This window comes from Butyrivibrio sp. LB2008, assembly GCF_000621565.1.
GTDB lineage: Bacteria > Bacillota > Clostridia > Lachnospirales > Lachnospiraceae > Butyrivibrio.
The window spans coordinates 21,540-46,156 of record NZ_KK211305.1 but is presented as its reverse complement, the minus strand read 5'-3'; the positions used below and the strand labels follow the sequence as shown (position 1 = coordinate 46,156).

The window sequence follows — 24,617 nt, the reverse complement described above, 5'->3', positions numbered from 1 at the left end:
TCCGAATGTCTCCCTTTGCAGCCGGGCGTAACAAAAGGCTGCCACACCAAACCAGTGCAACAGCCCTTATTTTGCATTATTCTATTCAGCCCGTTATGTCACGCTTCCCCCTCGCTGTCTTCTGCGGCTGCTTTATCATAAGCCTCCAGGATAGTATCCTGAAGTACCTTTCTCATATCTGAGTTGATTGGATGTGCGATGTCACGATACTCGCCGTCCGTAGACTTCTTGCTGGGCATTGCAATAAACAAGCCTCTCTCGCCTTCAATTACCTTGATGTCATGAACAACAAATTCATTTTCAAATGTAACTGATACGATTGCACGCATTTTTCCTTGTTTTGTAACTTTTCTTACTCTGACGTCTGTTATCTTCATCATATAACCCCCTCTTGGTCAAAAAATTTCATGAAGTCTGCAGTAATTAGATCATGTATCTTTCGTTATTTTCTATAACTATCTTAATGCCGTCATCTTCCTTGTAGTATGAGTTCGCCTGAATCGTGCCGTGACTTTCAACGATGCAGTTCTCAATATGTGTATTGTCTCCGATGTAAACATCATTTAAGATGATAGCATTTTTGATATAACAATTGTTTCCTATAAAAGCTCCTTTAAATATCACGGAATCTTCTATCGTACCGTTTATGATACATCCGCTGGATATAATGCTGTTTTTTACATTTACTCCCACGTTGTACTTGGCCGGCGGAAGGTCTACGACCTTCGTGTAGATTCCCGGATATTCTCTAAAGAAATACTGCCTTATCTCAGCTTTTAAGAAATCCATGTTGGTACGGAAGTAATCTTCAACAGAAGCTATATTGTTCCAGTACTCTTTTATCTTGTATCCGTAGATACGCTTCATATCCTTGTATCTGACAAGGATGTCACGCACAAAATCATATCGCCCTTCTTTATCTGCTTTTTCGATGAGCTCAATGAGTTGCCTTCGTCTGACTACGTATATGCCGCAGGAAATTGTATTCGACCGTGATACCACGGGTTTTTCCTCAAATTCCTCTATGCGACTCTCTTCATTCATCCTGACGGTTCCGAATCTCTCGGTATCGGTGTTGGCCGGCATATCCTTACATACAACCGTTATGTCAGCCTGCTTCTGAATGTGATATTCAAGAAGTTTTCCGTAATCCATCTTGTATACGCAATCTCCGGATGTAATGACTACATACGGTTCGTGACACGCTCTCAGGAAATCGAGGTTCTGGGCAATCGCATCTGCCGTTCCCCTATACCACAAATTTCCCGATGCCTTCACTGCCGGAGTGAATACGTACAGGCCGCCCTGCTTTCTGCCAAAGTCCCACCACTTGGATGAACTCAAGTGTGCATTCAGACTTCCGGCGTTATACTGAGTAAACACGGCAACCGTCTGAATATGAGAGTTCGTCATATTACTCAGGGCAAAATCAATACTTCTGTAAAAACCTGCCACGGGCATCGCGCAAACCGCTCTTTTCTGTGATAGTTCCTGCATCCTGCTACTGCTGCCGCCCGCTAAAATTATGCCAATCGCCCTCATATCAATCACCTGCCTTATCTAGTGTTTTTCCGCTGTCAAGTACACCGTCTTTGTAATCTTTTTCAGCAGTCACACCCGAGATAACCGTATTCTTTCCAATCGTCACATTGTCGGGAATAACCGACTTCTCTCCGATAGTGCAGAGGCCTTCGCAATAAATGTTCGGTTTTGAATCGTTTTCTTTTTCCTCAAAAGCTCCGATCTTTACGTTGTTTCCTATGGTAACCTTCTCGGCGATGATTCCTTTTTCTATGTTGCATCCTTCACCGATAACGGTTTCATTCATTATTATTGAATTGCTGACCACAGTTCCTTTTCCGATCTTAACTCCCGGACTTATTACCGAACTGTAAACCTTTCCGTAGATCTCACAGCCTTCGCCTATGATGCTTCTCTCCACAGCGCTTTCAGGTCCAAGATACTGAGGAGGCTGTACCCCGCTTGAAGTATATATCTTCCAATATTCCTCATAGAGATTGAACTCCGGAACAATATCTATAAGCTCCATGTTTGCCTGCCAGTATGATGTAAGCGTTCCGACATCCTTCCAATAGCCGTCAAACTCGTATGCATACAGTGACAGTCCCTGTTCCTTACAATAAGGAATAATATGCTTTCCAAAATCAAGTCCCGACTGATCTTTATTGGTAATAAGAGAATCCTTAAGTGCTTCCCATGAAAAGATGTAGATACCCATAGATGCAAGATTGCTCCTTGGATGATCCGGTTTCTCTTCAAAGTCCACGATCTTCTTATTCTCATCCGTGATCATGATACCGAACCTGTTTGCTTCCTCCATCGGAACAGGCATTACGGCAATTGTAACGTCCGCTCCACTCGACTTGTGGAAGTCAAGCATAGTTTCGTAATCCATCTTATATATATGATCTCCCGAAAGGATCAATACATAATCCGGATTATAATTTTCCATATACTCAAAATTTTGGTAAATTGCATTGGCAGTACCGGTATACCATTCACTGTTTGAGCTCTTTTCATAAGGAGGAAGAACCGTGACTCCTCCAAAATTACGATCAAGATCCCACGGTATACCTATTCCAATGTGAGAATTAAGCCTAAGCGGACGATACTGTGTAAGGACGCCCACAGTGTCCACTCCAGAATTAATACAGTTACTAAGCGGAAAATCGATGATTCGATATTTTCCACCAAAAGAGACAGCCGGCTTTGCCATCTTCGCTGTCAACACTCCTAATCTGCTTCCCTGGCCCCCCGCCAGCAGCATGGCGATCATCTCTTTCTTTATCATGTTCCCACCTCGTTGCTATTCCGGCTATGTGCCGGTTTTGATACACCAAACTCACTGTCCGTATTACAGAAAAAATGTTATTACCTATATAAGAGTATATCATAAACATATTATTTAAAAAACATAAATACGCTAAATATAGAATATATTTTCACTTTATCAGGTTTCTTTTTTTGACTTTGTAAAAAATAGTGTTACAATATAGATTACGTTGTACTACGTATTCTATGAAATGAGGGATTTTTATGTATACGATTGATTTTAACAAACCTTCTCACGTATATTTTATGGGGATAGGCGGCATTTCGATGAGCGGACTTGCCCATATATTAATAGAGAAAGGATTCAGGGTTTCAGGTTCTGATTCAAAAGAATCTCCGATGACCAAGGCACTTTCAGATCTTGGCGTAAACGTAATGTACGGCCAGTGTGCTCAGAACATTACAGATGCGAGCCCTATTGATGTTGTGGTTCATACAGCCGCAATACACCCTGACAATCCGGAATTCATGGCTGCAAAAGCAGCAAATATTCCCATTTTGACAAGAGCCGAACTTCTCGGCCAGATAATGAAGGAGTACAAGATTCCCATCGCTATCAGCGGAACTCATGGGAAGACTACAACTACTTCAATGCTTTCAAAGATTCTTCTTGAAGCAGATACGGATCCCACACTTTCAATAGGTGGTGTTTTCAGCGACATCGGCGGAAACATCCGTGTAGGCAGATCTGATTATTTTGTTACAGAAGCTTGCGAGTATACAAACAGCTTCCTTAGCTTCTTTCCAAAGATCAGTGTTATTTCCAATATAGATGCGGATCATCTTGATTTCTTCAAAGATCTTGATGATATAAGAAACTCTTTTACCAAATTTGCACATCTTCTTCCCGATGACGGAACTCTTGTTATCAACGGAGACATCGAGAAGTTATCCACAATCACAGACGGATTGGGATGTGAAATAATAACATACGGTTCAAAAGAGGATTTTGACTACTATCCTTCAGATATAAGTTACGATGAGCACGGAAATCCTTCATTTAAAGCACATATCCCCGGCGGAAAAGTGCTTGACGTAAAGCTTGCCGTACCCGGACTTCACAATGTATATAACGCACTTGCTTCAATCGCTGTAAGCAATATTCTCGGCATAGATTCAGAGGTTGCTACAAGAGCACTCTCATTATTCGGAGGCACAAGCCGTCGTTTTGAGCACAAAGGCGAAATACACGGTGTTACCATTATTGACGATTATGCACATCATCCGACAGAAATAAAGGCAACACTTACAGCAGCTCAGAATTATCCACACGGCAAGATATGGTGCGTATTCCAGCCACACACATACACAAGAACCAAGGCTCTTCTTGATGAATTCGCCGAGGCTCTGTCACTTGCCGATAAAGTGGTTCTCGTTGATATTTACGCAGCAAGAGAGACCGATACTTTAGGTATCAGTTCTCGCACTCTCTGCGACAAGATCAAGGAACTCGGGCATGATTGCACGTATTTTCCTACTTATGACGGCTTTTCAGAAGTCGAGAAATTTCTTTTGCAAAATTGCACTAAAGGAGATTTGTTGATAACCATGGGAGCCGGAGATGTAGTAAAAATCGGCAACGAGCTACTTGGTAAGTAATACTTTTCCACTTTTCCACTTTTTTCGTTCAATTTGAAAAATAATAGCTTCGTGGATAACAGTCAGACTTTTCAACAAGACTTAATTTTCCGGTCTTTATGAGAGTTTGGCTGTTTTTTTAGATTTTTTTAATAATAATCCACGTTATCCACATTATCCACAAAGATTTCCACCATCAAACAAACTCTTCGATGCCGCTTCTCTTCGTCACTTTTCCCATATCATATTAAAAATTACCATGCTATAATCCTACGTGTGATGAAAAAGTAAAGCAGGTGATTATTGATATGATGGGGCGTGTAACTATCAGTACTAAGGTGGGGGAGGATTCTACCAGTGTTTCAAATATCTTTATTGATGAATATATGCAGGATGCTAATGACGCGCAGATAAAGATCTACCTTTATTTGTTGCGCATGATGAAGGCTAATCTGCCTACAAGCGTTTCTGCGTTGGCAGATAAATTCAACCATACTGAGAAGGACGTAGTCCGCGCTCTCAAGTACTGGGAAAAAAAGGCTCTCATCAGTCTTGAATACGATGATTCAGATACTCTTATAGGTATACACATGGAAGACATAACTTCTCAGAAGCCCGCAGTTCCTCATAAGTCCGAACCGGTTATGAGATCTGTTGTTGCTGCCAAGCCTGAGAACACCATTAAGGCAAAGCCTAACTACTCTGCCGCTGAGCTCAGTGCTTTCAAACAGTCTTCTGCAGCAAATATCGTATTTCCTGCAGAGCAGTATTTTAAGAGACCTCTAACATCGACAGAGCTTATGACTCTGTTCTATATAAAGGATGAACTAAAGTTTTCTGATGATCTTTTGGACTATCTGATGCAATATTGCGTCGATAATCATAAGGCTGATTTCAGATATGTGGAAAAAGTTGCATTAAACTGGACTCAGCAAGGCATCAAAACGCCAAAACAGGCTCGCGTGGAGAATTTCAAGCATGATCCCGAGATAATCGAGATCATGAAGGCACTCGGTATGGAAAATAGTCCCACGGAAAAAGAAGGAAACTTCATTAAATCGTGGCGTAGGGAGTTGGGTTTTTCAATGGATATCATTATGGAAGCCTGCGACCGCACTGTTATGGCGACACAGAAGAATCGTCTCAAGTATTGTGACTCAATTCTTCGAAACTGGCATACTAACAACGTCTCTTCAAGGGAGGACATTGCCAGACTTGATGCTGACTTCACTGAAGATCTCCGCAAAAAGAGATCGAAGGCTTCCGTGGCATCCATTAATACAAAGATCCGCTCCGACGAATCATATATTCGCCCAGGCGGAGTCCAGAACCGCTTTAATCAGTTTCAGCAAAATACATATAATTTTGCCGAGCTTGAGAAGCAGCTTCTGGATAACTGATACTCATATTTGATTGGGGAATCAGATACGAGTACATACATACTCGGCCCTGTACTTTGGTTCGGTGGCGGCACAAGCCTTCCCCGAAGCACGTACAGGGCATAAGTATGTAAATAGACCGGTAGTGTAGCGATTTGCATTTTGAAAGGTATGAACATATGGCATTGACCAACGCGCAATTCGACGAAATTATGCACACTTACGAGGAGATGCGCTCTCTTCACAGGCAAGAACTTGAAGAGCGAAAGCGCTCTGTTTATGAAACCATTCCCGGTTACAGGGAACTTGAAGATAAAGCCTCTACCATCAGCGTTGAATTTGGAAAAAGGCTTCTTTCAGGCGAAAGACTTGACCGTTCGGTGCTAAGACACGAACTGGCCGAACTCGCCCGTCAAAAAAAATTACTTCTTACCGAATCCGGATTTTCAGATGATTACCTTGATATGGGCTACTCCTGCCCTGACTGCAAAGATACGGGGTACATCGGAAACGAAAAATGTCACTGCTTCAAACAGAAGATCATCGAAAAACTCTATGACAGATCAAATCTCAAAGAAATGGCCAAAACAGCCAATTTTAATCTTGTAAATGAAAAATATTATCAGGGCGAGGATCTTCAGCGGTTCCGTGGCGCTTTAAAGGCTGCTGAACTTTTTGTAAACTCTTTTAACTCTGACTACCAAAATCTATTCATTTATGGTACAGTTGGTGTTGGCAAATCATTCCTGTCTACTTGTGTTGCCAATGAGCTGCTAAAGAAAGGTCACTCAGTGATATATTTCAGCTCATCAGGCTTGTTTGAACTTCTGGCAGAAAATTCATTTGACTACAAGAACAAGCAAGAGCTTCGCGGGATTTATGATGATATCTATAACTGTGAGCTTCTTATTATAGATGACCTTGGTACGGAGCGAACAAACAGTTTCGTATCTTCCGAGCTTTTTGCATGTTTAAATGAAAGAGATCTTCGCAAGAAGTCAACTATCATTAACACGAATCTGTCTCTGGAAGAAGTGCAGATTATTTATTCAGACCGTATTTTTTCCAGAATTGCCAGCAACTATAAGCTGCTCAAATTATCCGGTCCCGATATCAGGATCCGGTCATAACATCAGGAAAATCATAAAGATTGCCATAAAAGAAAGTGAGGATTTTCAGTAATGCCTAAAAAAGAAGAGAAACGTAATCTGGAAACAATTCCCGTCGGTTCATTAGGGATAATTCCATTGAAAGGCGTTAAGTCTCTGGCTGAAAAAGTTGATTACTATCTCGTAAAATGGAGAGCCGAAAGAGAAAACGAACACAAAGGAAGCCTGGCCTTTACAGGTTATGAAAGACCATCTTATATCCTTGAAGCAGAAGTACCGAGATTCGGAACAGGTGAAGCCAAAGGTGTCATTAAAACTTCCGTTCGTGGAGACGACCTTTTTCTTCTCGTAGATGTTTGTAACCATTCACAGACCTACTCAATGTTTGGCAGAGAAAATCACATGTCTCCTGATGATCACTATCAGGATCTTAAGAGAATTATTGCTGCCGTAGGCGGAAAAGCAAGAAGAATCACTGTTATCATGCCTTTCCTCTATGAATCAAGACAGCATAAGAGAAATTCCAGAGAGTCTCTTGATTGTGCTATCGCACTTCAGGAACTTGTAAACATGGGCGTTGATAACATCATTACATTTGATGCACACGACCCAAGAGTTTCAAACGCTATTCCTCTTAACGGTTTTGAAACCGTAAGAACAACATATCAGTTTATTAAGGCATTACTCAAAAACGTCTGGGATCTCAAGATTGATTCAGACAATATGATGGTAATAAGCCCCGATGAAGGCGGAATGAGCCGTGCAATTTATCTTGCAAGTGTGCTCGGTCTCGATGTGGGAATGTTCTATAAACGCCGTGACTATACTCAGGTTGTAGACGGAAGAAATCCTATCGTTTCACATGAGTTCTTAGGAACAAGTGTAGAAGGCAAATCTGTTATCATTGTTGATGATATGATTTCCTCAGGTGAAAGCTTACTCGATGTTGCCAAAGCTCTTAAAGAGCGCAAAGCTGCAAGAATCTATGCATTCTCAACATTTGGTCTCTTTACTGGCGGACTTGATGTATTTGATGAAGCCTATAAGAGCGGTATTATCGACAGAGTATTCACAACAAACCTTATTTACCAGACGCCCGAGCTTCTTTCTCGTGAATGGTACATAAGTTGTGATATGAGCAAGTATATCGCATATCTTATCGATACACTTAACCACGACGCTTCTATCAGCGATCTTCTCAATCCTGTTGAGAGAATCAACAGCATAATCGAGAGATACAACAGTGGCGAGCTCAGAGCTTCTCTCGAAGCAGAGAAAAAGAACTGATAAAGAATTGCTATTGAATATATCTATATAGAAACAGAACTGTTTAATTGAACGGGAATCCCATTCAACTAAACAGTTCTTTTATATTGCTCAAAGAATCCAGCTTCTTATATAGCATCTTCTTAAGTTCTTCATCCGGTTGCGTCAGATCCGGTATCATTATAACTTTGCACCCCGCTCTGTATGCACTTGTCACACCATTTGGTGAATCTTCAACCGCAAATGTTCTGTCGGGAGAAAGCCCAAGCTGCTTGCATGCATAAGCATATATGTCAGGCGCAGGCTTACCTTGCTCCACCATATTTGCGCATATTATCTTATCGAAGTATTCAAACAGTCCAATTTTCTTAAGGTAACGTTCAGTTCTCTCATAGTCATTGGCGGTCGCAAGACTTGTCAGTATACTATTCTCTCTAAGCCAGGTAAGTATCTCTTTTGCCCCGGGTTTAAGTTCTATACCGGTCCTACTTATCATTTCCTCAACAATGCCTTTTCTGTACTCTCTGACTTTCAGATAGTCAAAATCTTCACCATACCACTCCTTGAATTTAGCAGGTGCAAACGGTCTTCCAAGAGAACGAAGCTCAAGTGCTTTTTCTTTTTCCATGGTATATCCGAAGTGTTCCAGTGCCTTGGGCCAGGCTGTCTGGTAATATTTCTCTGTATCCGTAAGCGTACCGTCAAGATCAAAGATTACTGCTTTTACTTTACTGTCCAAATCTATATCCTCACTTTATCCATGTTTCACATTCACCACTTTATAATACCATGAATGTTCAGATATTTTCCTACTATCGCGCAATATGTAATATAATTACTTGTGAGTTTTATTCGTAAATAAGGAGGTTTCTATGGCAATAAACGAAAATATCACGAAGAGAAATACCCTGCTAGCGCAGAAAGTGATCAAAGGTCTTGAATCACGAAACATGAGCGGTTATTTCGCATCCACAAAAGAAGAAGCTCTTAAACTTGCTATGGTCCTGATCCCTACAGGTGCAAGCGTAACAATGGGCGGAGCCATGAGTGCACACGAGATCGGTCTTGTAAAAGCTCTTAAAGAAGGCAACTACAATTTCATAGACAGAGATGAGTACGAAGATAAGCGCGCAGCAATGCTTGCGGCTTATGATGCAGATGTATTCCTTTCAAGTGCCAATGCCATTACAGAAGATGGTATCCTGGTCAACATCGACGGCAATGCCAATCGTGTATCTGCAATCGCTCAGGGGCCAAAAAAAGTTGTATTCATCGTCGGAATGAATAAAGTATGTGCCGACGTAGACAGTGCCCTTAAAAGAGTCAGAAATGTCGCTGCTCCCATCAATGCACAGCGCTTTGGCCTTAGCACGCCTTGTTCAAGTACAGGTTCATGCATGAACTGCAAGTCTCCGGACACAATTTGTTGCCAGTTCCTCATAACACGTTTTTCCAAGCACAAGGAACGAATCCATGTCATCCTTGTAAATGACAATCTCGGATTCTGATTTATATGAAAAAACAAATGGAGATAAGTTCCAAATCAAAAGAACTTATCTCCAACTTTTTACTCTTTCTATATTATTTCTATTTTTTATGAATCTTTTTCAAGCCAATTAGTTCCGTCAGCATAATTTAATACCACACCCGGTTGAACGTTGTAGCAAAAGACATTGAAGCATATACCTTCGCCTCCATCCTCAACAGACAACGCCTCTATATTAACTCCGTCACATAACAGGTTATCTCCTTGAAATACCGGTGTAACTCGATACATTACGTGATTGCCACTCTCCTTTACATATGAAGCGACCATATTCTCATATGGAAGCATTCCATCCACGTTTAAGTATCTTGTTCCTGTCACGAAGTTTTTGTCATTATCATTCTCTCCGGTCAACTGAAAACCAATGAGATGACATCTGTTATACAAATACGGAGGCCTGGATTTTACCACTCCCGGATACTTATTTTGCACCCAGCCTGTGGGCTTGATCCTCGCTATAGATTCTCTTTTCTCGGTAGGCATAATATCCTGTCCAACACAGGCGACTGCCGCTGTACACCTTCCGAGAGAATCCTGCTCTCCATATCTTTCAAATGATTGATCAACAATCTCATCTTCAGTAAATGTCGGTTTATTGCCGTTTACTTCTACTGAAGCGTCTCCTGAAAAATCAGTTTCTTCAACACTTGCTACATTTGCGTCAGATAATAACTCCGGATGTGTAACAGATAAATATACTGAGCAAATTAACGCAAGCAAAAGAAAAATCTTTTTGTAGTGTGCAGTCTTTTTGGTACTTTTTTTCTTTCTTTTAGCCATATTATGCATTCTGCAACACTAAAGTGAAAATCCTGTGTCAGAATTATGTTTTTTCAGAAAACTTTACTTATTTTTCATATGGTATATACGTTATGAAATGATTTCCGTTTTGTTTAAACCATTCTTCCGCTTCAGCCATTCCAAGGCCATGAACGCTTCCTATTCTCGGCTCTAAAATTTCAACACTCTTTTGATTTTCAAAGCCAAGTATCAATACCGCTTCATCGTTATTCATAAGCGCCATTACAGGCCATCCTTTGCTTACATAGTACAACACGGATTTAAGTGTACATCCGTCAAGCTCTATAACATCCGCTTCGATCATATTTGCTCTGAGGATATCTTCTACACCGTCTCCGTTTGTAAGCGCAGATTCAACATTAACATTTACGCCTCTGTAGTGATCCAAAATAAGATCGATACAAACAGCTGCAGATTTCTTGGATGTGATATTCTCATATGCGGCTATCTTCTGTTTAAGTGATGCAATACTTGTAAAGTTAAGCCTGTTGTCTTTTCTCCATACATAATTATTGCTGTCACCGACAACCACGCCCGATCCCTGATCCGCATAAGTAACCGCCTTAGCGGAATCTGCATACACTTTCACATTGCCATTCAGATTATATGCATAGTAAAAAGGATTCTTTTCTGCGTTTCTCTTAAGCTCCACACCGCTTACATTTCTGCTTTCCTCAAACAGTGTCTGATCGGGAGTAAGAACTCGTATCTGTTTAGCTTTTATTTCATTCTTGGTGGTTATCTGGACAATCTTTTCATAATTATCAACAGGAACCTCCGTTACTATATTTCTTCCATTATCTTTTTCAACAGAATCAAGCATAGAGTAATCATCAGCGTCTACATACTCGCCGCTCTCACTCTTCTTCACGCATTTGAAGTTTATCTGCTTGTCTATGCTTATAACTCTGGTTATATATCTGTCATCAGTAACCAGCTTATCTTTTACGACATCTCCGTTTTTATTCTGAAATACTATTCTATACATAGGATAAATCGGATTTCCCATCTGATCCCTGCTGACATCGGAAGAGCGTCCCACACCATATATAAGGGCATCTCCCATGTATCCAAGAAGAACGACATACTCTCCGCTCTCCGCTTTGACCTGCATCGTTTCCTTGGTATCAAGATTCATGACATCAAAACCTGTCAGATCTTCTCCTTGCCAAGCTATAGTACTTTGCGATTCGGAAATTTTATATGCTTCCGATCCAACGCCCTCAACTACAGCCTTTCCGACTCTTGATGCCAGATCAATCTCATAGACACTTTGATCGATCATCACAAAAAAGGTATTATTGTCATTTACGTACGCAAGGGTATCCACATAATTATCTATTATTTCCGCAGATTGTCCGCACTCGATAAAAGCTTGCTCTTCCACAGAATTTAAAGCTGAGCTGTAGTCATATACGGCAATTCCGGTTCTTCCCTCATGGATTCCCCTGTTCATATATCCCGAAACAGCAAATTTCACATCGCCTGTCTCTTCGACATCAAGTATTCTAATTATGTTGTTATCCCAATTTGTTCTTACATCGTCATTTTCATGATCGTAAAATCCAAATATATGCGCAAGCCTTCCATCTGCATTATTATAAGAAAAAAGTCTGTTTTCATTTACAAATGCAAATACAGTTCCGCCTTCACTTACTCCGCCGCTCTCCTTAAAGTCAAATTTCGGATCGCAAATTCCGAGAGTGATGGTATTTTTTCCCACTGAATAAGAAGTTGTGTCAAATATGCAATTAACTGTTCTTTCATAATTCAAAAGACTCGGTCTTTCAGAATTATACTTAACTCGGAATACTTCCGTGACATTATACAGCTTGCTTCCGGTTTCATCTTCGGTAGTCATTCTGTACTGCAACTTGTAGCTTCCCGACTGCTGCTGGATATCTGTCACGTAGACCTGAGGCTTGGTGTGCTTTGTAATCTTTACAGCATTCTCGTCCTTTTTATTATCATCGCCTTCCTCATCTTCTTTATCGATGAGATTTCCCCATGTAATCTGATCGAGAGTACTGTGTATATTTACTTTTGCAAAAGTATCATTGTCTTCCCTGTCTCTGTCTACTTCAAGATACTTGCGGTACTCACTGCTTGCCTTTTTCTTATCAAAAGTTGCCTCTGAGAAGCCCGTAACAAAAGCAATTTCTTTATCAATATTGTATCTTTCACTGTCTTCGGTCCAAACAACTCTTGTATAATACTTTGCTGTTCCGCTGGGAGTTTCCATCTTGATAACCAGCATATATTCTCTGCCGGAAATAATATCAAAATTTTTGAGCCTGATCTTACAATCAATATTCTCGTCGTGCTCAGAAAGATCCTCAAGTTTCTCGTCCTGAATAAGTCTCTTTCCGTCTATACTTCTTACTTCGAATCCGACATCGGAAATTTTTGTCCCATAAGTTTTGATCTTGAAAGCCATGGTAAGATCTTCATTCACAGGCCATACAGTCCCTCTTATATAATTGACATCAACCTTGGACAAATACCCGTGAAGCGGGTTAACTTCAATATCTCCGCTTTGCATGGTTATTACCGGTAAAGTCGCAGAGGGCATCTTAGCAGTCATATCCGCATTATCGACATTGGACAATTTGCTTATAACGAAGATTGATGTAATAAGCAAAACAATAAAATATGCAATTTTAATAATTGTTTTTTTGATAGTATTATCACGCATAATTGACTTTCAATTTTAATAATAGTAATATTTTCATAATATAATCATCAATATGGAAAGGAAAACTATGACTTATCCTGTTCTATATCGAAAACGTTTCATACCAAATGAATGTATTGAACTTAAGGATGACGTGATCCTTAAGATTGATGATTCTGTCATAATTACAAAATGGAAAGCTCTCAAAAAGAGATGCGATATAAATAGCGGTTACTCCTGCTATTTTCTTAATGAGGGCTATAAACTCAGTAAATTTCTCAAAGCCGACAATTCTCTTCTGTGCTGGTATCTTGATATTATCACCTTTGACCGCGATACCGACTCTAATTCAATTACCGTGATCGACCTTCTTGCAGATGTGATAATATATCCCGACGGCAAAATGAAGATTGACGATCTCGACGAGTTATCCGAAGCTTTTGAAAAAAGACTCATTGATGAATCTTTGCTCAAAAAGAGCCTGCTCTCACTGAACAGACTCCTTACCGAAATTTACGAAAACGGTATCTCATCCCTGACTGCGCCCCTTGAAAAAATCATCTCCGAGCAAGATCAGTAAAATACATGTCCTCCGATATTCTTACCCGAAAGACCGGGGATAGGAGTTCTGAAATATACACAATTTCCAACATTTGAGTAGCCCTTCATGGCCTCATCCGCTGCCTGGAAACATGCTGCAGTTGCTCTTCCTTCCGCAAGTGCAATCGCAAGTCTTCCGCTTGTCACCGGCGAAAACTGCCGATTCTGATAGATTACACCAACAACCGTATCAGGGTAAACAGAACTGAGTACTCTGTTTATAACAACTGCGCCGACCGCAACCTTACCCTCGTAAGGCTCGGCTCCCGCTTCACAATATATCAGATTTGCAAGCAGGTATCTGTCGCCATCCGCAAAAGACACTTCTGAAATATCACGCCATGCCGATGCTGCAGCAAGCTTTGAAAGTCTCATCTCTTCAGCAAGCTTTGCTTCAAGTTTCTTTATATCTTCATCCTGCGCTTTTATCTGAGCTTCTATTTCTTCCGCTCTTGCCTGCGCATCTAAAATATCATTGGAATACTGTTTGATAGTTCCCGATGTCTGGCTTACAAGCCCGGCAACTCTGCTCTGTTCAGCCTGTTGTTTGGTATGATAATCATCGAGCTGTGCTTTCTCTGCCTCAAGCGCTTCCTCTTTTTCCCTGATAGTCTCTTTTGTCTGAATATATTCCAGAAGTTTCTTTCTATCATAGGCGGAAATCTGCTCTATATACTGATTTCTATTCAGAAAATCCGCAAAACTTCCGGAGCTGAAAAGAATGTCCATAAGAATTGCGTTCTGATTCTCATAGATAAACTGCACGCGTTTTTTCATGGAAGCATATTGCTTCTCCTCTGTCTGCCTGGCGTTTTCAAGTTCAGCAAGTGTATTTTCAATCTCGTTTTCCTTACTTCCAATCTGCTCTTCAATCTGTTCGAGATTATTACTCACCTCGCCAAGCTGCGTGTTGAGCGTATCAAGCTGTCCTTGCAAAGACGACTTTTCCTCATTCATCTCCGCAATGTTTTCTTTGGTATTATCTAATTCATTTTGTGTTTGGGCTTTTCTGTCCTTTGCATCCTGAAGCTGTTTCTTTGTAGACTCGGTGGCATACGAAATAACAGACATCATAAAAGCCAGCACGATTGCTGCAATCAATGATGTCATAAGAGAAAAGAGCATTCCGAACTTTTTAGTTACTTTACCCCTAACCCCTGCTTTTTTCATATACCATTCTTGATCAAATAGTAATATTTATATTTCTTCCGCTGCGCTCATACTTGTAATATCTTACGCCTGCTGCGTCAAACATCTTTTTAGATGCTCGTGTCGTTGCGGAAGATTCGTATTTATCGCTGTCATATACAACTGTTTTTATTCCCGCCTGAATAATGGCTTTCGCACATTCATTACACGGAAAAAGAGATACATAAAGCTTTGCACCTACAAGACTTCCGCCTCTGTAATTCAAAATGGCGTTGAGCTCGCTGTGCGTAACAAAAGGATACTTGGTGGATAGTTCGTCTTCTCCGTCACGTTCCCAAGGAAATTCCTCATCCGAGCATCCCTTCGGAAAACCGTTGTATCCCATGGAAAGAATATTGTTATCTTCGCTGACTATGCAACTGCCAACCTGTGTATTCGGATCTTTCGATCTCATAGCCGCAAGCTTGGCAACTCCCATGAAATACTCATCCCATGATATATAGTCGTCTCTTTTCATCTCTGCTCCTTACTTGGTTCCGAAGATCCTGTCACCGGCATCTCCAAGTCCCGGAACAATATATCCATGTTCGTTGAGCTTCTCATCTAAAGATCCTACATATATATCAACATCGGGATGCGCTTCTTCCATCGCTTTAAGTCCCTCGGGTGCTGCAATTATGCACATGAAATGGATATTTTTGCATCCTTTTTCTTTAAGCATATTTATAGCCGCTACAGAAGATCCACCTGTAGCAAGCATAGGGTCTACTACAAAGATTTCTCTCTCTGAAACATCTGCAGGCATCTTGCAATAATACTCTACAGGCTTAAGTGTCTCGGGATCTCTGTAAAGCCCGATATGTCCTACTTTTGCAGCGGGTATAAGTGCAAGCATTCCGTCAACCATTCCAAGACCGGCACGCAAAATAGGAACTACACAGAGCTTTCTACCCTTAAGTTCCTTTACCGTCGTCTTACAAATAGGAGTTTCAATCTCAACATCATGCAACTGGAGATCACGTGTGGCTTCATAACATATAAGCATTGCTATCTCGCTTATTGTCTGTCTGAAGTCTTTGGTTCCTGTATCGATTCTTCTGATATAGCCAATCTTATGCTGGATCAACGGATGATCCATAATAACTACTTTTCCCATACTTTCCTCCTTGACGTATATCCCCTTTTATTGTTCTAACTTGGAAATCCTGCGGCTGTGCTTCTCAAGACCTGAGAACTCAGTATCAAGAAATGTATCTACTATCTCAAGGGCAAGCAGTTCTCCAACGAGTCCGCCACCCATTGCGAGCATATTTGCATCATTGTGCTCTCGTGTAAGTCTTGCTGATGTTGTCTCAGAACAAAGAGCACATCTTATTCCTTTAACTTTATTTGCAACAATGGAAATACCTATTCCTGTTGTACAGATAACTATTCCCTTTTCACATTCACCGCTTGCTACAGCTTCAGCAGCGGCTCTGCCAAAATCGGGATAATCGCAGGATTCTTTATCATAGGTACCAAAGTCTTTTACCTCGAATCCTCTTTTCTGTAAATGCTCTTTAACGACCTCTTTGAGGTCGAATCCACCGTGATCACTTCCAAGTGCTATCATGCTAGGTTCCTCTTTTCATATTGATAAATTGCTGTATAACAATTCTAATTATAAGAATACCACATTGTGGCCTGCAGCCTTTAAAAGCCTGTTCATGATTGCCTGCCCTATTCCGCTGTCATCAAATGATTCGGAAAACATTATATCAACGCCTTCATCATCAAATTCTCTAAGCGCTTTGAACAGTTCATGCGCAATTGTATTCTCATCATCTCTTTTTCCGAGATTCTTAACCGTGTCGGCTTTATAAAGCGAAACTGTAGAATCGGTTCCTATTACTCCCGTTCTCTTACCTTCGAGCCTTGCCTTTTCGGTTTCCGAATTGATATACCTGACTACATCTTCCTGTGCCCCGCTTACAATTGTGAGCGTTCCCTTTGGTGCGTAGTGTTTGTACTTCATTCCGGGTGCCTTTGGCTTAAGTGTTGAAGAACTGTCAATGATAGTCTTATCTATGCTGACTTCTCCAAGCACTTTCTTAATCATATCAGCGGTAATATATCCCGGTCTTAAGATCATGGGAACATCGGACGTAAGATCGACAATCGTAGATTCAAGTCCTATGCCGACCTGTCCGCCGTCTATTATCATATTTATTTTGCCATCAAGATCTTCCACGCAGTATCTTGCAACCGTAGGACTTGGACGTCCCGAAGTATTTGCGCTGGGTGCTGCGATATATCCGCCCGAAGCCTTAATAAGTTCAAGCGCGATCTTGTTATTCGGCATTCTTATAGCAACTGTACCAAGTCCGCCGGTCGTCTCAAAAGGAACCTTATCACTCTTATTCATTATCATTGTAAGAGGTCCCGGCCAATATGCCTTGGCAAGTTTTCTTGCTGCTTCAGAAACACCATCCGTTATATACTCAATATCCTCTATATCTGCGATATGCACTATAAGTGGATTGTCCGAAGGTCTTCCCTTAGCCGCGTATATTTTTTTTGATGATTCGGGGTTCAGGGCATCTCCGCCCAGACCATAAACCGTCTCTGTGGGAAAAGCGACTAGTCCGCCTTGTTTTATTATTTCTCCCGCATGTTTTATTGCTTCCTCAGCCTCGGCATTAATATGTTTCTCGTCTATTACTACCAGCTCAGTTTCCAATTTATTGTCCCTCTATATAACTAGTTATAACATCCCAGGCTTCACTTGTTTCCTGGCCGATTGCCCACTCTGCGATACCCGCAAGATTCTTGGATTTCATTACCTCAATCTTCTTTGCAAGAGACTGCGGATCTTCAACCCAAATTTCATACTGTGTGCCGTCTGATGTTGTATTTGAACCATAATTCTGGCCTGTTTCTTCATCCCATGAAACAGTTATTCCTTTATCCGAAAGGTACTTATCTATATTCTTCATATGTACTACTTCACACGTCGTATTTCCTTCATCATTCGGATACCACGCTCTCGAATAGAAAGGAACCGCATTAATTACTTTAGACGGATCGACGTCATTAAGTACCAGATCAATTCCCTGCTCAACAAAGCCTATAGATGCTACAGGTCCGGGCTCAGGACTGCTGTTTGTATGCTCATCATATCCCATAAGTATGATGTAATCTGCAACCACGCCCTGTTCCTTTATGTTCATAAGTTTGTTGTAAATCGGATAGTAGTTATCTATAGAGAATACAATTCCCTGTGCTCTGCAGGCAATCGACATTTCTCTTACAAACTCAATGAACGGCTGTGATTTTTCAGGTTTATCGATACTCTCAAAGTCGAGATTAAGTCCGTCCGCTCCCAAAAGAGTTACCTGTGCCAATGCCTCTTTTATTATCTTTGCTCTGCTCTCGGCGTGCGGAAGGAGATCCATAAGCTTAAAGTTTTCTTTATTCCTGTTGTCGTCAAAGACAACCCATACATCCAATCCGGCTGCATGTGCTTCTTTTACATAATCTGTCGATCCGACACTTCCGACAGTTCCTTCTGCATCTTCTATATAAAGCCACTGAGGTGCTATTACATTAAGCCCCTTAGTATTTGCAAGATATTCTGTAAGTGTAGCGTTTCCGGCTTCACTTCCTATACTATGGAATCCAAGGTTGATCAGCTGATCTTTCTTGATTCTTGTATACTCAGGCTCCTTATAATCCGTAACAGGTTCGGGAGTTTCTTTTCTTTCATCCTTTAATTTCTTTTTCTCAATATAACCTATTAATGAATCTTCGCTCTTAACTTTGACCCAGTTTTCATATTCCTCAAGAAGTACTACATTCTCGCCTTTATCAAGTTTTCTGAGTACGTCACTCTTAGGTCCGCCCTTTATTCGCAGCTCAGTTTTTCTGGCAATCGTAGCAACATTCTGCTCATCCCAGCTTGCTGTAAGCTGTATATGATTAGGCTCTGTATATCCTTCATATGAAAAATTACTGTATTTCTTTACATAATCAAGCGCAACATAAAGAGTATCATCTGCTTCTTTAGCAATGACATACTTCTCTTCTCCGGCTCCGCCTTGTGAATCAGTCCAAGCCTTCTCGCCTATATTAGCAGTAATAATAGTATCAGGCGTTGTATATTGTAACGTTCCGTCTTCCTTACTATAGTAAAACTTTGAATTCAGGTTATTACGAACAACTTCAATATCAGCGTAATACTCACCGTCCCAGAGCTTTGCTCTTTGTTCTATATACTTATCACCAAGTACAATTGCAACATCATCTTTGCCTTTTATATCAAAATAACTTTGAAGATCTGCTTTGTTATTACTATATGTAAATAAATGCGTAAGTGATTCTAAATCTTCACCACTCTGAACCGCGTATACTGCTCCTAAAATTAAAATAAGGGCGATTATGAAAATCGCCGGATTGAACCGTCTTCTTGCCCTTCTTCCGGACCTTCTCCTAGATCTGCCTCTGGAGCCCGATCTTGATCTTCCTCTGGAACCGGGGCTGGGTCTTCGTCTTGTCCTTCTCTTTGTCATAAACTAGCTCCTTTACAATCGCCCTCTATTATAACAGACTATTAACTTTACGTCATTATGAATGTCCCCTAAAGCAATATATTTAACTATTTATTGTATATGTTATGGCGGGGTGCCTCTTTATAAAAAATTCATTTGATGTTTTTATTGCAGTTTTAAGGGACATTCCCTCGAAACACAAACCAAAAGGTCTTAAGTATGTGACAATTCCTTGCTAAACCATTTTTATGTTTCGATTATAATTTGACGTATATTAATCTGTATGAGATACCACTTCACAAATCCTTGTCTGTACGCACAAATACTGCGTCATTATATGGTATAATGATATTGTAAACAATACCTGTTGTTTATGCTCAATCTGTTGTGATGTAATAAATTTAGGGATTTATTTTCGAAACTATCTGTAAGACATTCTGCGAAGAAACGCAGAACAAAAGAATAGTAGATAAATAATTCCTCGATCGCCTCCTTTCCGGATTTATATCCTCGAAAGGCATCTCACAAAAAATATCATAACAGATAAATCTTAAGATTTACCGTCGAAATTTCTTAAGATTTTATGTAGATGCGAATTTATTTCTAAAATATGTCGATACATATATTGACATAGAAAACTCAATAAATTAGTATCTATGTATTCCAAAGTCAGGAGGTAACGCATCATGAAGATAGAAAAAGTCAACGATCACCAGATTAGATGCACGCTTACCAGAGATGACCTTGCGAAACGCGACCTTAAGATAACAGAACTTGCGTATGGTACCGACAAAGCAAAAGAACTTTTCCAAGATATGATGCAGCAAGCAAATATAGCATTCGGTTTTGACGCAGAGGATACTCCTCTCATGATAGAAGCTATTCCTATCAATTCCGAATGTATCGTTCTTGTTATCACTAAAGTAGATGATCCCGAGGAACTGGATACCCGTTTCTCTAATTTTGCCCCTTCTGTTCATGAGGAAGACAGCGAGGATGAAGATTATGAGGATTATGACGAAGCCGATTACGACATGAATGAGGATGCCGAGTTTTCGTCCCTATTTAAAAGACTGCAGCAATGCAGTTCAGATGACTATCAGGGCTTTACTGCAGGAAACACTTCATCAGATGCCAAAATACTTAAGGAAAAGACTTCAAGTATCAGAAAAAAAGGTCAGACTACAAGAAGAGGCATACAGATTTTTTCCTTTGATTCTTTGCATGAAGCAAGCAAATTCGCGGTTATAGTAAGCAAAAAATTTAATGGTGAGAATACATTATATAAAAATGAAGCAAAAGGTAAGTATTACCTGCTCCTTCATCAGGGTGATCTAGAAGATAATCTCTTCAACAATATATGTTCCTTATTAACAGAATACGGAACAGCAGAATTCGGTAGCAGTGCCGGAGAACAGTATTTATCCGAACACTACACCGTTGTTTTAAAGGGTAACGCAATTCAGACCCTTGCAAGAATTTAATTGATTTGTTATATCAATACGGTTTTCTTACTTAATAAAAATCGCCGGAGAAAATGAATTATCATTTTCTCCGGCGTTCTTTTTATCTTATCTTATGAATTACTCATCTCCGTACAGAGAAACCAGTTTCTCAAGATAAGCTCTGTGCTCCTTAGCATGCTCAGCTGCTTTTGCATTGAGCTCTGCTGCTCTCTCAGGATTCTTGAGCTTAAGTGAAAGGTATCTGACCTCTCCGTCAAGGAAGCTCTGGAAGTCTTCTGTAGCAGGCTTGCTATCAAGAGTGAACTTCTTATCTGCCTGAGGATTGAATCTGAACATATCCCAATATCCTGTAGCAACAGCCTTCTTCTCTTCATCCATAACCTTGTTCATGCCGGCCTTAAGACCCTGGTTGATACAAGGAGCATATGCAATGATAAGTGAAGGTCCGGGATAAGCCTCAGCCTCTGAGATTGCCTTGATTGTCTGATTCATATCAGCACCCATAGCAATCTGTGCAACGTATACGTAACCGTAGCTCATTGCGATAGAAGCAAGATCCTTCTGCTTGATCTCTTTTCCGCCTGCAGCGAACTGTGCAACAGCACCTGTAGGTGTAGCCTTAGATGACTGTCCGCCTGTATTTGAGTAAACCTCAGTGTTAACAACGAGAACGTTTACATCCTTACCGGAAGCAAGTACGTGATCGAGACCACCGAATCCGATATCGAATGCCCATCCGTCACCACCGAAGATCCACTGTGACTTCTTAGCTGCAAAGTCTTTATTCTTCTTAATATATTTAGCTGCATCTGAATTATCACCGTCAAGTGCTGCGATAAGTTCATTTGTAGCTGCTGTATTCTCAGCGCCGTTGCTGAATGTATCAAGCCACTTCTGAGCTGCAGCCTTAGCTTTTCCGCCATCGGCCACGATTGTCTCAACCTGCTCTTTTATCGCATCACGAAGTGCGTTCTGAGCAAGTACCATACCCATACCAAACTCTGCGTTGTCCTCGAACAATGAGTTATCCCATGCAGGTCCGTGTCCTTCCGCATTTACAGTATAAGGTGTTGAAGGTGAAGAGTTACCCCAAATTGAAGTACATCCTGTTGCGTTTGCAACATACATTCTGTCACCAAAGAGCTGAGTTACAAGCTTAACGTAAGGTGTCTCACCACAACCTGCGCATGCTCCCGAGAACTCAAGGAGAGGCTGCTTGAACTGAGATCCTCTGATTGTTGTAGCTTTGAGCTTCTCAACCACATCTGTCTTCTCAGGAAGAGTTACAGCATAGTCGAAGTACTTCTGCTCATCTTTATTCTCTGCGATTGCACCCATCTTAAGTGTCTCGCCTGCCTTGTTTCCAAGACATACATTTGCGCAAGATCCGCATCCTGTACAGTCAAGCGCTGAAATAACGATTGAGAACTTGTATCCGGGTACACCGTTAACGTCCTTAGTCTGAAGTCCTTCAGGCGCCTTTGCAACTTCGTCGTCTGTAAGAGCAACTGTACGGATTGCTGCGTGAGGACATACAAGTGAACAGAATCCACACTCTACGCACTTTGTTGCATCCCACTTAGGAACGTTTACTGCGATACCACGCTTCTCGTAAGCAGCCGATCCTGAAGGTGTAGCACCGTCAACATAAGGAAGACAATCTGAAACCTTAAGGTTGTTACCTTCCTGAGCATTAACCTTAGTCTGGATATTATTAACGAAGTCGATAACATCCTTTCTGCTTCCCTCAGCCTTCTTGAAGTCAAGACCTTCATCCTTGGCATCTTTCCAAGACTCGGGAATCTCAACCTTGATAAGGTTCTTCGGATCTGCTCCGGCATCAATAGCTGCCCAGTTCTTCTTAACGACATCCTCACCCTTACGGCCGTATGTCTTCTGAGCTGCATCTTTCATGAACTTAATTGCATCATCTTCAGGAATGATCTTTGTAATGTTGAAGAATGCTGACTGAAGGATTGTATTGATTCTTGTAGGTCCCATTCCAACTTCAACACCGATCTTAGAACCGTTCATGATATAGAAGTTGATCTTATGATCGTACATGAATTTCTTAACCTGTCCGGGAATCTCAGTCTCAAGCTGTTCTACGCTCCAAGGGCAGTTAAGAAGGAATGATCCTCCGTCCACAATTTCCTGAACCATGTTGAACTTGCGGATATATGAAGGATTGTGGCATGCTACGAAGTCTGCCTTCTTGATAAGGTATGTAGACTTGATGGGAGTCTTACCAAATCTGAGGTGAGACATTGTAACACCACCTGACTTCTTAGAGTCATAATCAAAGTATGCCTGAGCATACATGTCAGTGTTGTCACCGATAATCTTGATAGAGTTCTTGTTTGCACCAACAGTACCGTCAGCACCAAGTCCCCAGAACTTACAGTTTGTTGTTCCCTCGGGAGTTGTAACAAGAGGAGCACCAACCTTAAGTGAAAGGTTTGTTACGTCATCTTCGATACCGATAGTGAACTCTTCTTTTTCTGTATTCTCGAATACTGCAACAATCTGTGCAGGTGTTGTATCTTTTGAACCAAGTCCGTAACGTCCACAGAAAACAGGAACGCTCTCAAACTTTGTTCCTTTAAGAGCTGCGATAACATCAAGAGCAAGAGGCTCACGATATGATCCTGGCTCTTTTGTTCTGTCGAGAACCTGGATTCTCTTAACAGAATCAGGAATAGCAGCTACAAGAGCTTTTGCTGAGAAAGGTCTGTAAAGTCTTACTTTTACTACGCCGACTTTTTTGCCCTGTTTCTCAAGGTAATCGATTGTCTCTTCGATAGTATCGTTTACAGAACCCATAGCTACGATAACTACCTCAGCGTTAGGATCGCCGTAATAGTTGAACAGCTTATAATCTGTACCGATCTTTGCATTAACTTTGTCCATATACTTCTGAACGATGTCAGGAAGTTCATTATAGCCTGTGTTACAAGCTTCTCTTGTCTGGAAGAAAATGTCAGGATTCTGAGCTGAACCCATCTGGCATGGATGATTAGGATTCAAAGCGTTTGCCTTGAATGCATCAATTGCCTCATGATTTACCATCTCATCGAGATCCTTGTAATCCCACACTTCAATCTTCTGAATCTCATGTGATGTACGGAATCCGTCAAAGAAGTTGATGAAAGGAATACGTCCTTCGATAGCTGAGCAATAAGCAACAGGTGTTAAGTCCATAACTTCCTGTACACTTGAATCGCAGAGCATTGCGGCACCTGTCTGGCGGCAAGCATATACGTCAGAGTGATCGCCAAAGATGTTAAGCGCGTGTGAAGCCACACAACGAGCTGATACATTGAATACTCCGGGAAGTCTCTCACCGGCAACTTTGTAGATGTCGGGAATCATAAGAAGAAGTCCCTGTGAAGCGGTATATGTAGATGTAAGTGCACCTACTACCAATGATCCGTGCACAGCACCAGCTGCACCTGCCTCAGACTGCATTTCTGTAATCTGAACAGTACGACCGAAAATGTTTTTCTTTCCGGCGGTTGCCCACTCATCTACATGCTCAGGCATAACAGATGAAGGTGTGATAGGGTACATGGCTGCAACTTCAGTAAATGCATATGAAGCATATGCTGCTGCTTCGTTGCCGTCCATGGTTTTCATGTTTCTTGCCATTTTGTTTCCTCCTACCTTTATT

General features: G+C 41.1%; 20 protein-coding genes. 7 read left to right on the top strand and 13 right to left on the bottom strand.

Annotated features, from left to right (window positions below):
* Positions 1-98 precede the first annotated feature (98 nt).
* From spoVG to T356_RS0110155, 3 genes are read right to left on the bottom strand one after another with little or no spacing between them, the layout of a single operon-like run.
* On the bottom strand, positions 99-377 hold the full coding sequence (gene spoVG / locus T356_RS0110165) for a septation regulator SpoVG (RefSeq protein WP_026514385.1): 279 nt from the start codon (positions 375-377) through the stop codon (positions 99-101).
* A 46-nt stretch (positions 378-423) separates the two neighbouring features.
* A complete protein-coding gene (gene glgD, locus T356_RS0110160) occupies positions 424-1,542 on the bottom strand; it encodes a glucose-1-phosphate adenylyltransferase subunit GlgD (protein WP_026514384.1) in 1,119 nt (372 codons plus the stop codon).
* A gap of 1 nt (position 1,543) precedes the next feature.
* Positions 1,544-2,812 (bottom strand): glucose-1-phosphate adenylyltransferase, encoded by a 1,269-nt coding sequence (locus T356_RS0110155; RefSeq protein ID WP_026514383.1) that lies wholly within the window; start codon positions 2,810-2,812, stop codon positions 1,544-1,546.
* Between the two features lie 245 nt (positions 2,813-3,057).
* Here T356_RS0110155 and murC point away from each other — a divergent pair, with 245 nt between their 5' ends.
* The 4 genes from murC to T356_RS0110135 all read left to right on the top strand — a co-directional run bounded on the left by murC (position 3,058) and on the right by T356_RS0110135 (position 8,206).
* Entirely contained in the window at positions 3,058-4,452 is a 1,395-nt protein-coding gene (murC, locus tag T356_RS0110150) for a UDP-N-acetylmuramate--L-alanine ligase (protein ID WP_026514382.1), read from the top strand.
* Between the two features lie 287 nt (positions 4,453-4,739).
* A complete protein-coding gene (locus T356_RS0110145; RefSeq protein WP_051563346.1) occupies positions 4,740-5,831 on the top strand; it encodes a DnaD domain protein in 1,092 nt (363 codons plus the stop codon).
* A 158-nt stretch (positions 5,832-5,989) separates the two neighbouring features.
* Complete coding sequence (locus T356_RS0110140; protein ID WP_026514380.1) at positions 5,990-6,940, top strand: ATP-binding protein; 951 nt, start codon at positions 5,990-5,992, stop codon at positions 6,938-6,940.
* Between the two features lie 51 nt (positions 6,941-6,991).
* Positions 6,992-8,206 carry a ribose-phosphate pyrophosphokinase gene (locus tag T356_RS0110135; protein ID WP_026514379.1) on the top strand — a complete coding sequence of 405 codons (1,215 nt, stop codon included), beginning with the start codon at positions 6,992-6,994 and terminating at the stop codon, positions 8,204-8,206.
* Between the two features lie 64 nt (positions 8,207-8,270).
* Here T356_RS0110135 and T356_RS0110130 read toward each other — a convergent pair whose 3' ends face one another.
* Positions 8,271-8,924 carry an HAD family hydrolase gene (locus T356_RS0110130; RefSeq protein ID WP_026514378.1) on the bottom strand — a complete coding sequence of 218 codons (654 nt, stop codon included), beginning with the start codon at positions 8,922-8,924 and terminating at the stop codon, positions 8,271-8,273.
* 139 nt (positions 8,925-9,063) lie between these two features.
* Between T356_RS0110130 and T356_RS0110125 the strand changes: the two genes are divergently transcribed.
* Positions 9,064-9,693 carry a lactate utilization protein gene (locus tag T356_RS0110125; RefSeq protein ID WP_026514377.1) on the top strand — a complete coding sequence of 210 codons (630 nt, stop codon included), beginning with the start codon at positions 9,064-9,066 and terminating at the stop codon, positions 9,691-9,693.
* An 86-nt stretch (positions 9,694-9,779) separates the two neighbouring features.
* Here the strand turns inward: T356_RS0110125 and T356_RS19090 are convergent, their stop codons facing one another.
* Together T356_RS19090 and T356_RS0110115 are read right to left on the bottom strand one after the other, a co-directional pair.
* On the bottom strand, positions 9,780-10,511 hold the full coding sequence (locus tag T356_RS19090; RefSeq protein WP_051563344.1) for a DNA/RNA non-specific endonuclease: 732 nt from the start codon (positions 10,509-10,511) through the stop codon (positions 9,780-9,782).
* 67 nt (positions 10,512-10,578) lie between these two features.
* Complete coding sequence (locus tag T356_RS0110115; protein ID WP_026514376.1) at positions 10,579-13,227, bottom strand: hypothetical protein; 2,649 nt, start codon at positions 13,225-13,227, stop codon at positions 10,579-10,581.
* 67 nt (positions 13,228-13,294) lie between these two features.
* On the opposite strand from T356_RS0110115, the gene T356_RS0110110 reads away from it, so the two are divergent.
* The gene (locus T356_RS0110110) at positions 13,295-13,786 is read left to right on the top strand and encodes a DUF402 domain-containing protein (RefSeq protein WP_026514375.1); all 492 of its coding nucleotides are present in this window, start codon (positions 13,295-13,297) and stop codon (positions 13,784-13,786) included.
* Here the strand turns inward: T356_RS0110110 and T356_RS0110105 are convergent.
* Genes T356_RS0110105 through T356_RS0110080 form a run of 6 tightly spaced genes read right to left on the bottom strand, consistent with a single transcriptional unit; the run spans position 13,780 to position 19,502 of the window.
* Entirely contained in the window at positions 13,780-14,976 is a 1,197-nt protein-coding gene (locus T356_RS0110105; protein ID WP_242846589.1) for a cell wall hydrolase, read from the bottom strand. The two genes, T356_RS0110110 and T356_RS0110105, sit on opposite strands and share 7 nt — an antisense overlap.
* Positions 14,977-14,989: 13 nt before the next feature.
* A complete protein-coding gene (locus tag T356_RS0110100; protein WP_026514373.1) occupies positions 14,990-15,472 on the bottom strand; it encodes a deoxycytidylate deaminase in 483 nt (160 codons plus the stop codon).
* Between the two features lie 9 nt (positions 15,473-15,481).
* Positions 15,482-16,111 carry a uracil phosphoribosyltransferase gene (upp, locus tag T356_RS0110095; protein WP_026514372.1) on the bottom strand — a complete coding sequence of 210 codons (630 nt, stop codon included), beginning with the start codon at positions 16,109-16,111 and terminating at the stop codon, positions 15,482-15,484.
* A 27-nt stretch (positions 16,112-16,138) separates the two neighbouring features.
* The gene (rpiB, locus tag T356_RS0110090) at positions 16,139-16,567 is read right to left on the bottom strand and encodes a ribose 5-phosphate isomerase B (RefSeq protein ID WP_026514371.1); all 429 of its coding nucleotides are present in this window, start codon (positions 16,565-16,567) and stop codon (positions 16,139-16,141) included.
* 48 nt (positions 16,568-16,615) lie between these two features.
* The gene (locus tag T356_RS0110085; RefSeq protein ID WP_026514370.1) at positions 16,616-17,674 is read right to left on the bottom strand and encodes an L-threonylcarbamoyladenylate synthase; all 1,059 of its coding nucleotides are present in this window, start codon (positions 17,672-17,674) and stop codon (positions 16,616-16,618) included.
* A 1-nt stretch (position 17,675) separates the two neighbouring features.
* Positions 17,676-19,502: a glycosyl hydrolase family 18 protein gene (locus tag T356_RS0110080; protein ID WP_081777811.1), complete on the bottom strand. Its 1,827-nt coding sequence runs from the start codon at positions 19,500-19,502 to the stop codon at positions 17,676-17,678.
* 665 nt (positions 19,503-20,167) lie between these two features.
* Here T356_RS0110080 and T356_RS0110075 point away from each other — a divergent pair.
* On the top strand, positions 20,168-20,965 hold the full coding sequence (locus T356_RS0110075; RefSeq protein WP_026514368.1) for an adaptor protein MecA: 798 nt from the start codon (positions 20,168-20,170) through the stop codon (positions 20,963-20,965).
* A gap of 99 nt (positions 20,966-21,064) precedes the next feature.
* On the opposite strand, the gene nifJ is transcribed toward T356_RS0110075, so the two are convergent.
* The gene (nifJ, locus tag T356_RS0110070) at positions 21,065-24,595 is read right to left on the bottom strand and encodes a pyruvate:ferredoxin (flavodoxin) oxidoreductase (protein ID WP_026514367.1); all 3,531 of its coding nucleotides are present in this window, start codon (positions 24,593-24,595) and stop codon (positions 21,065-21,067) included.
* Between the last annotated feature and the right edge of the window lie 22 nt (positions 24,596-24,617).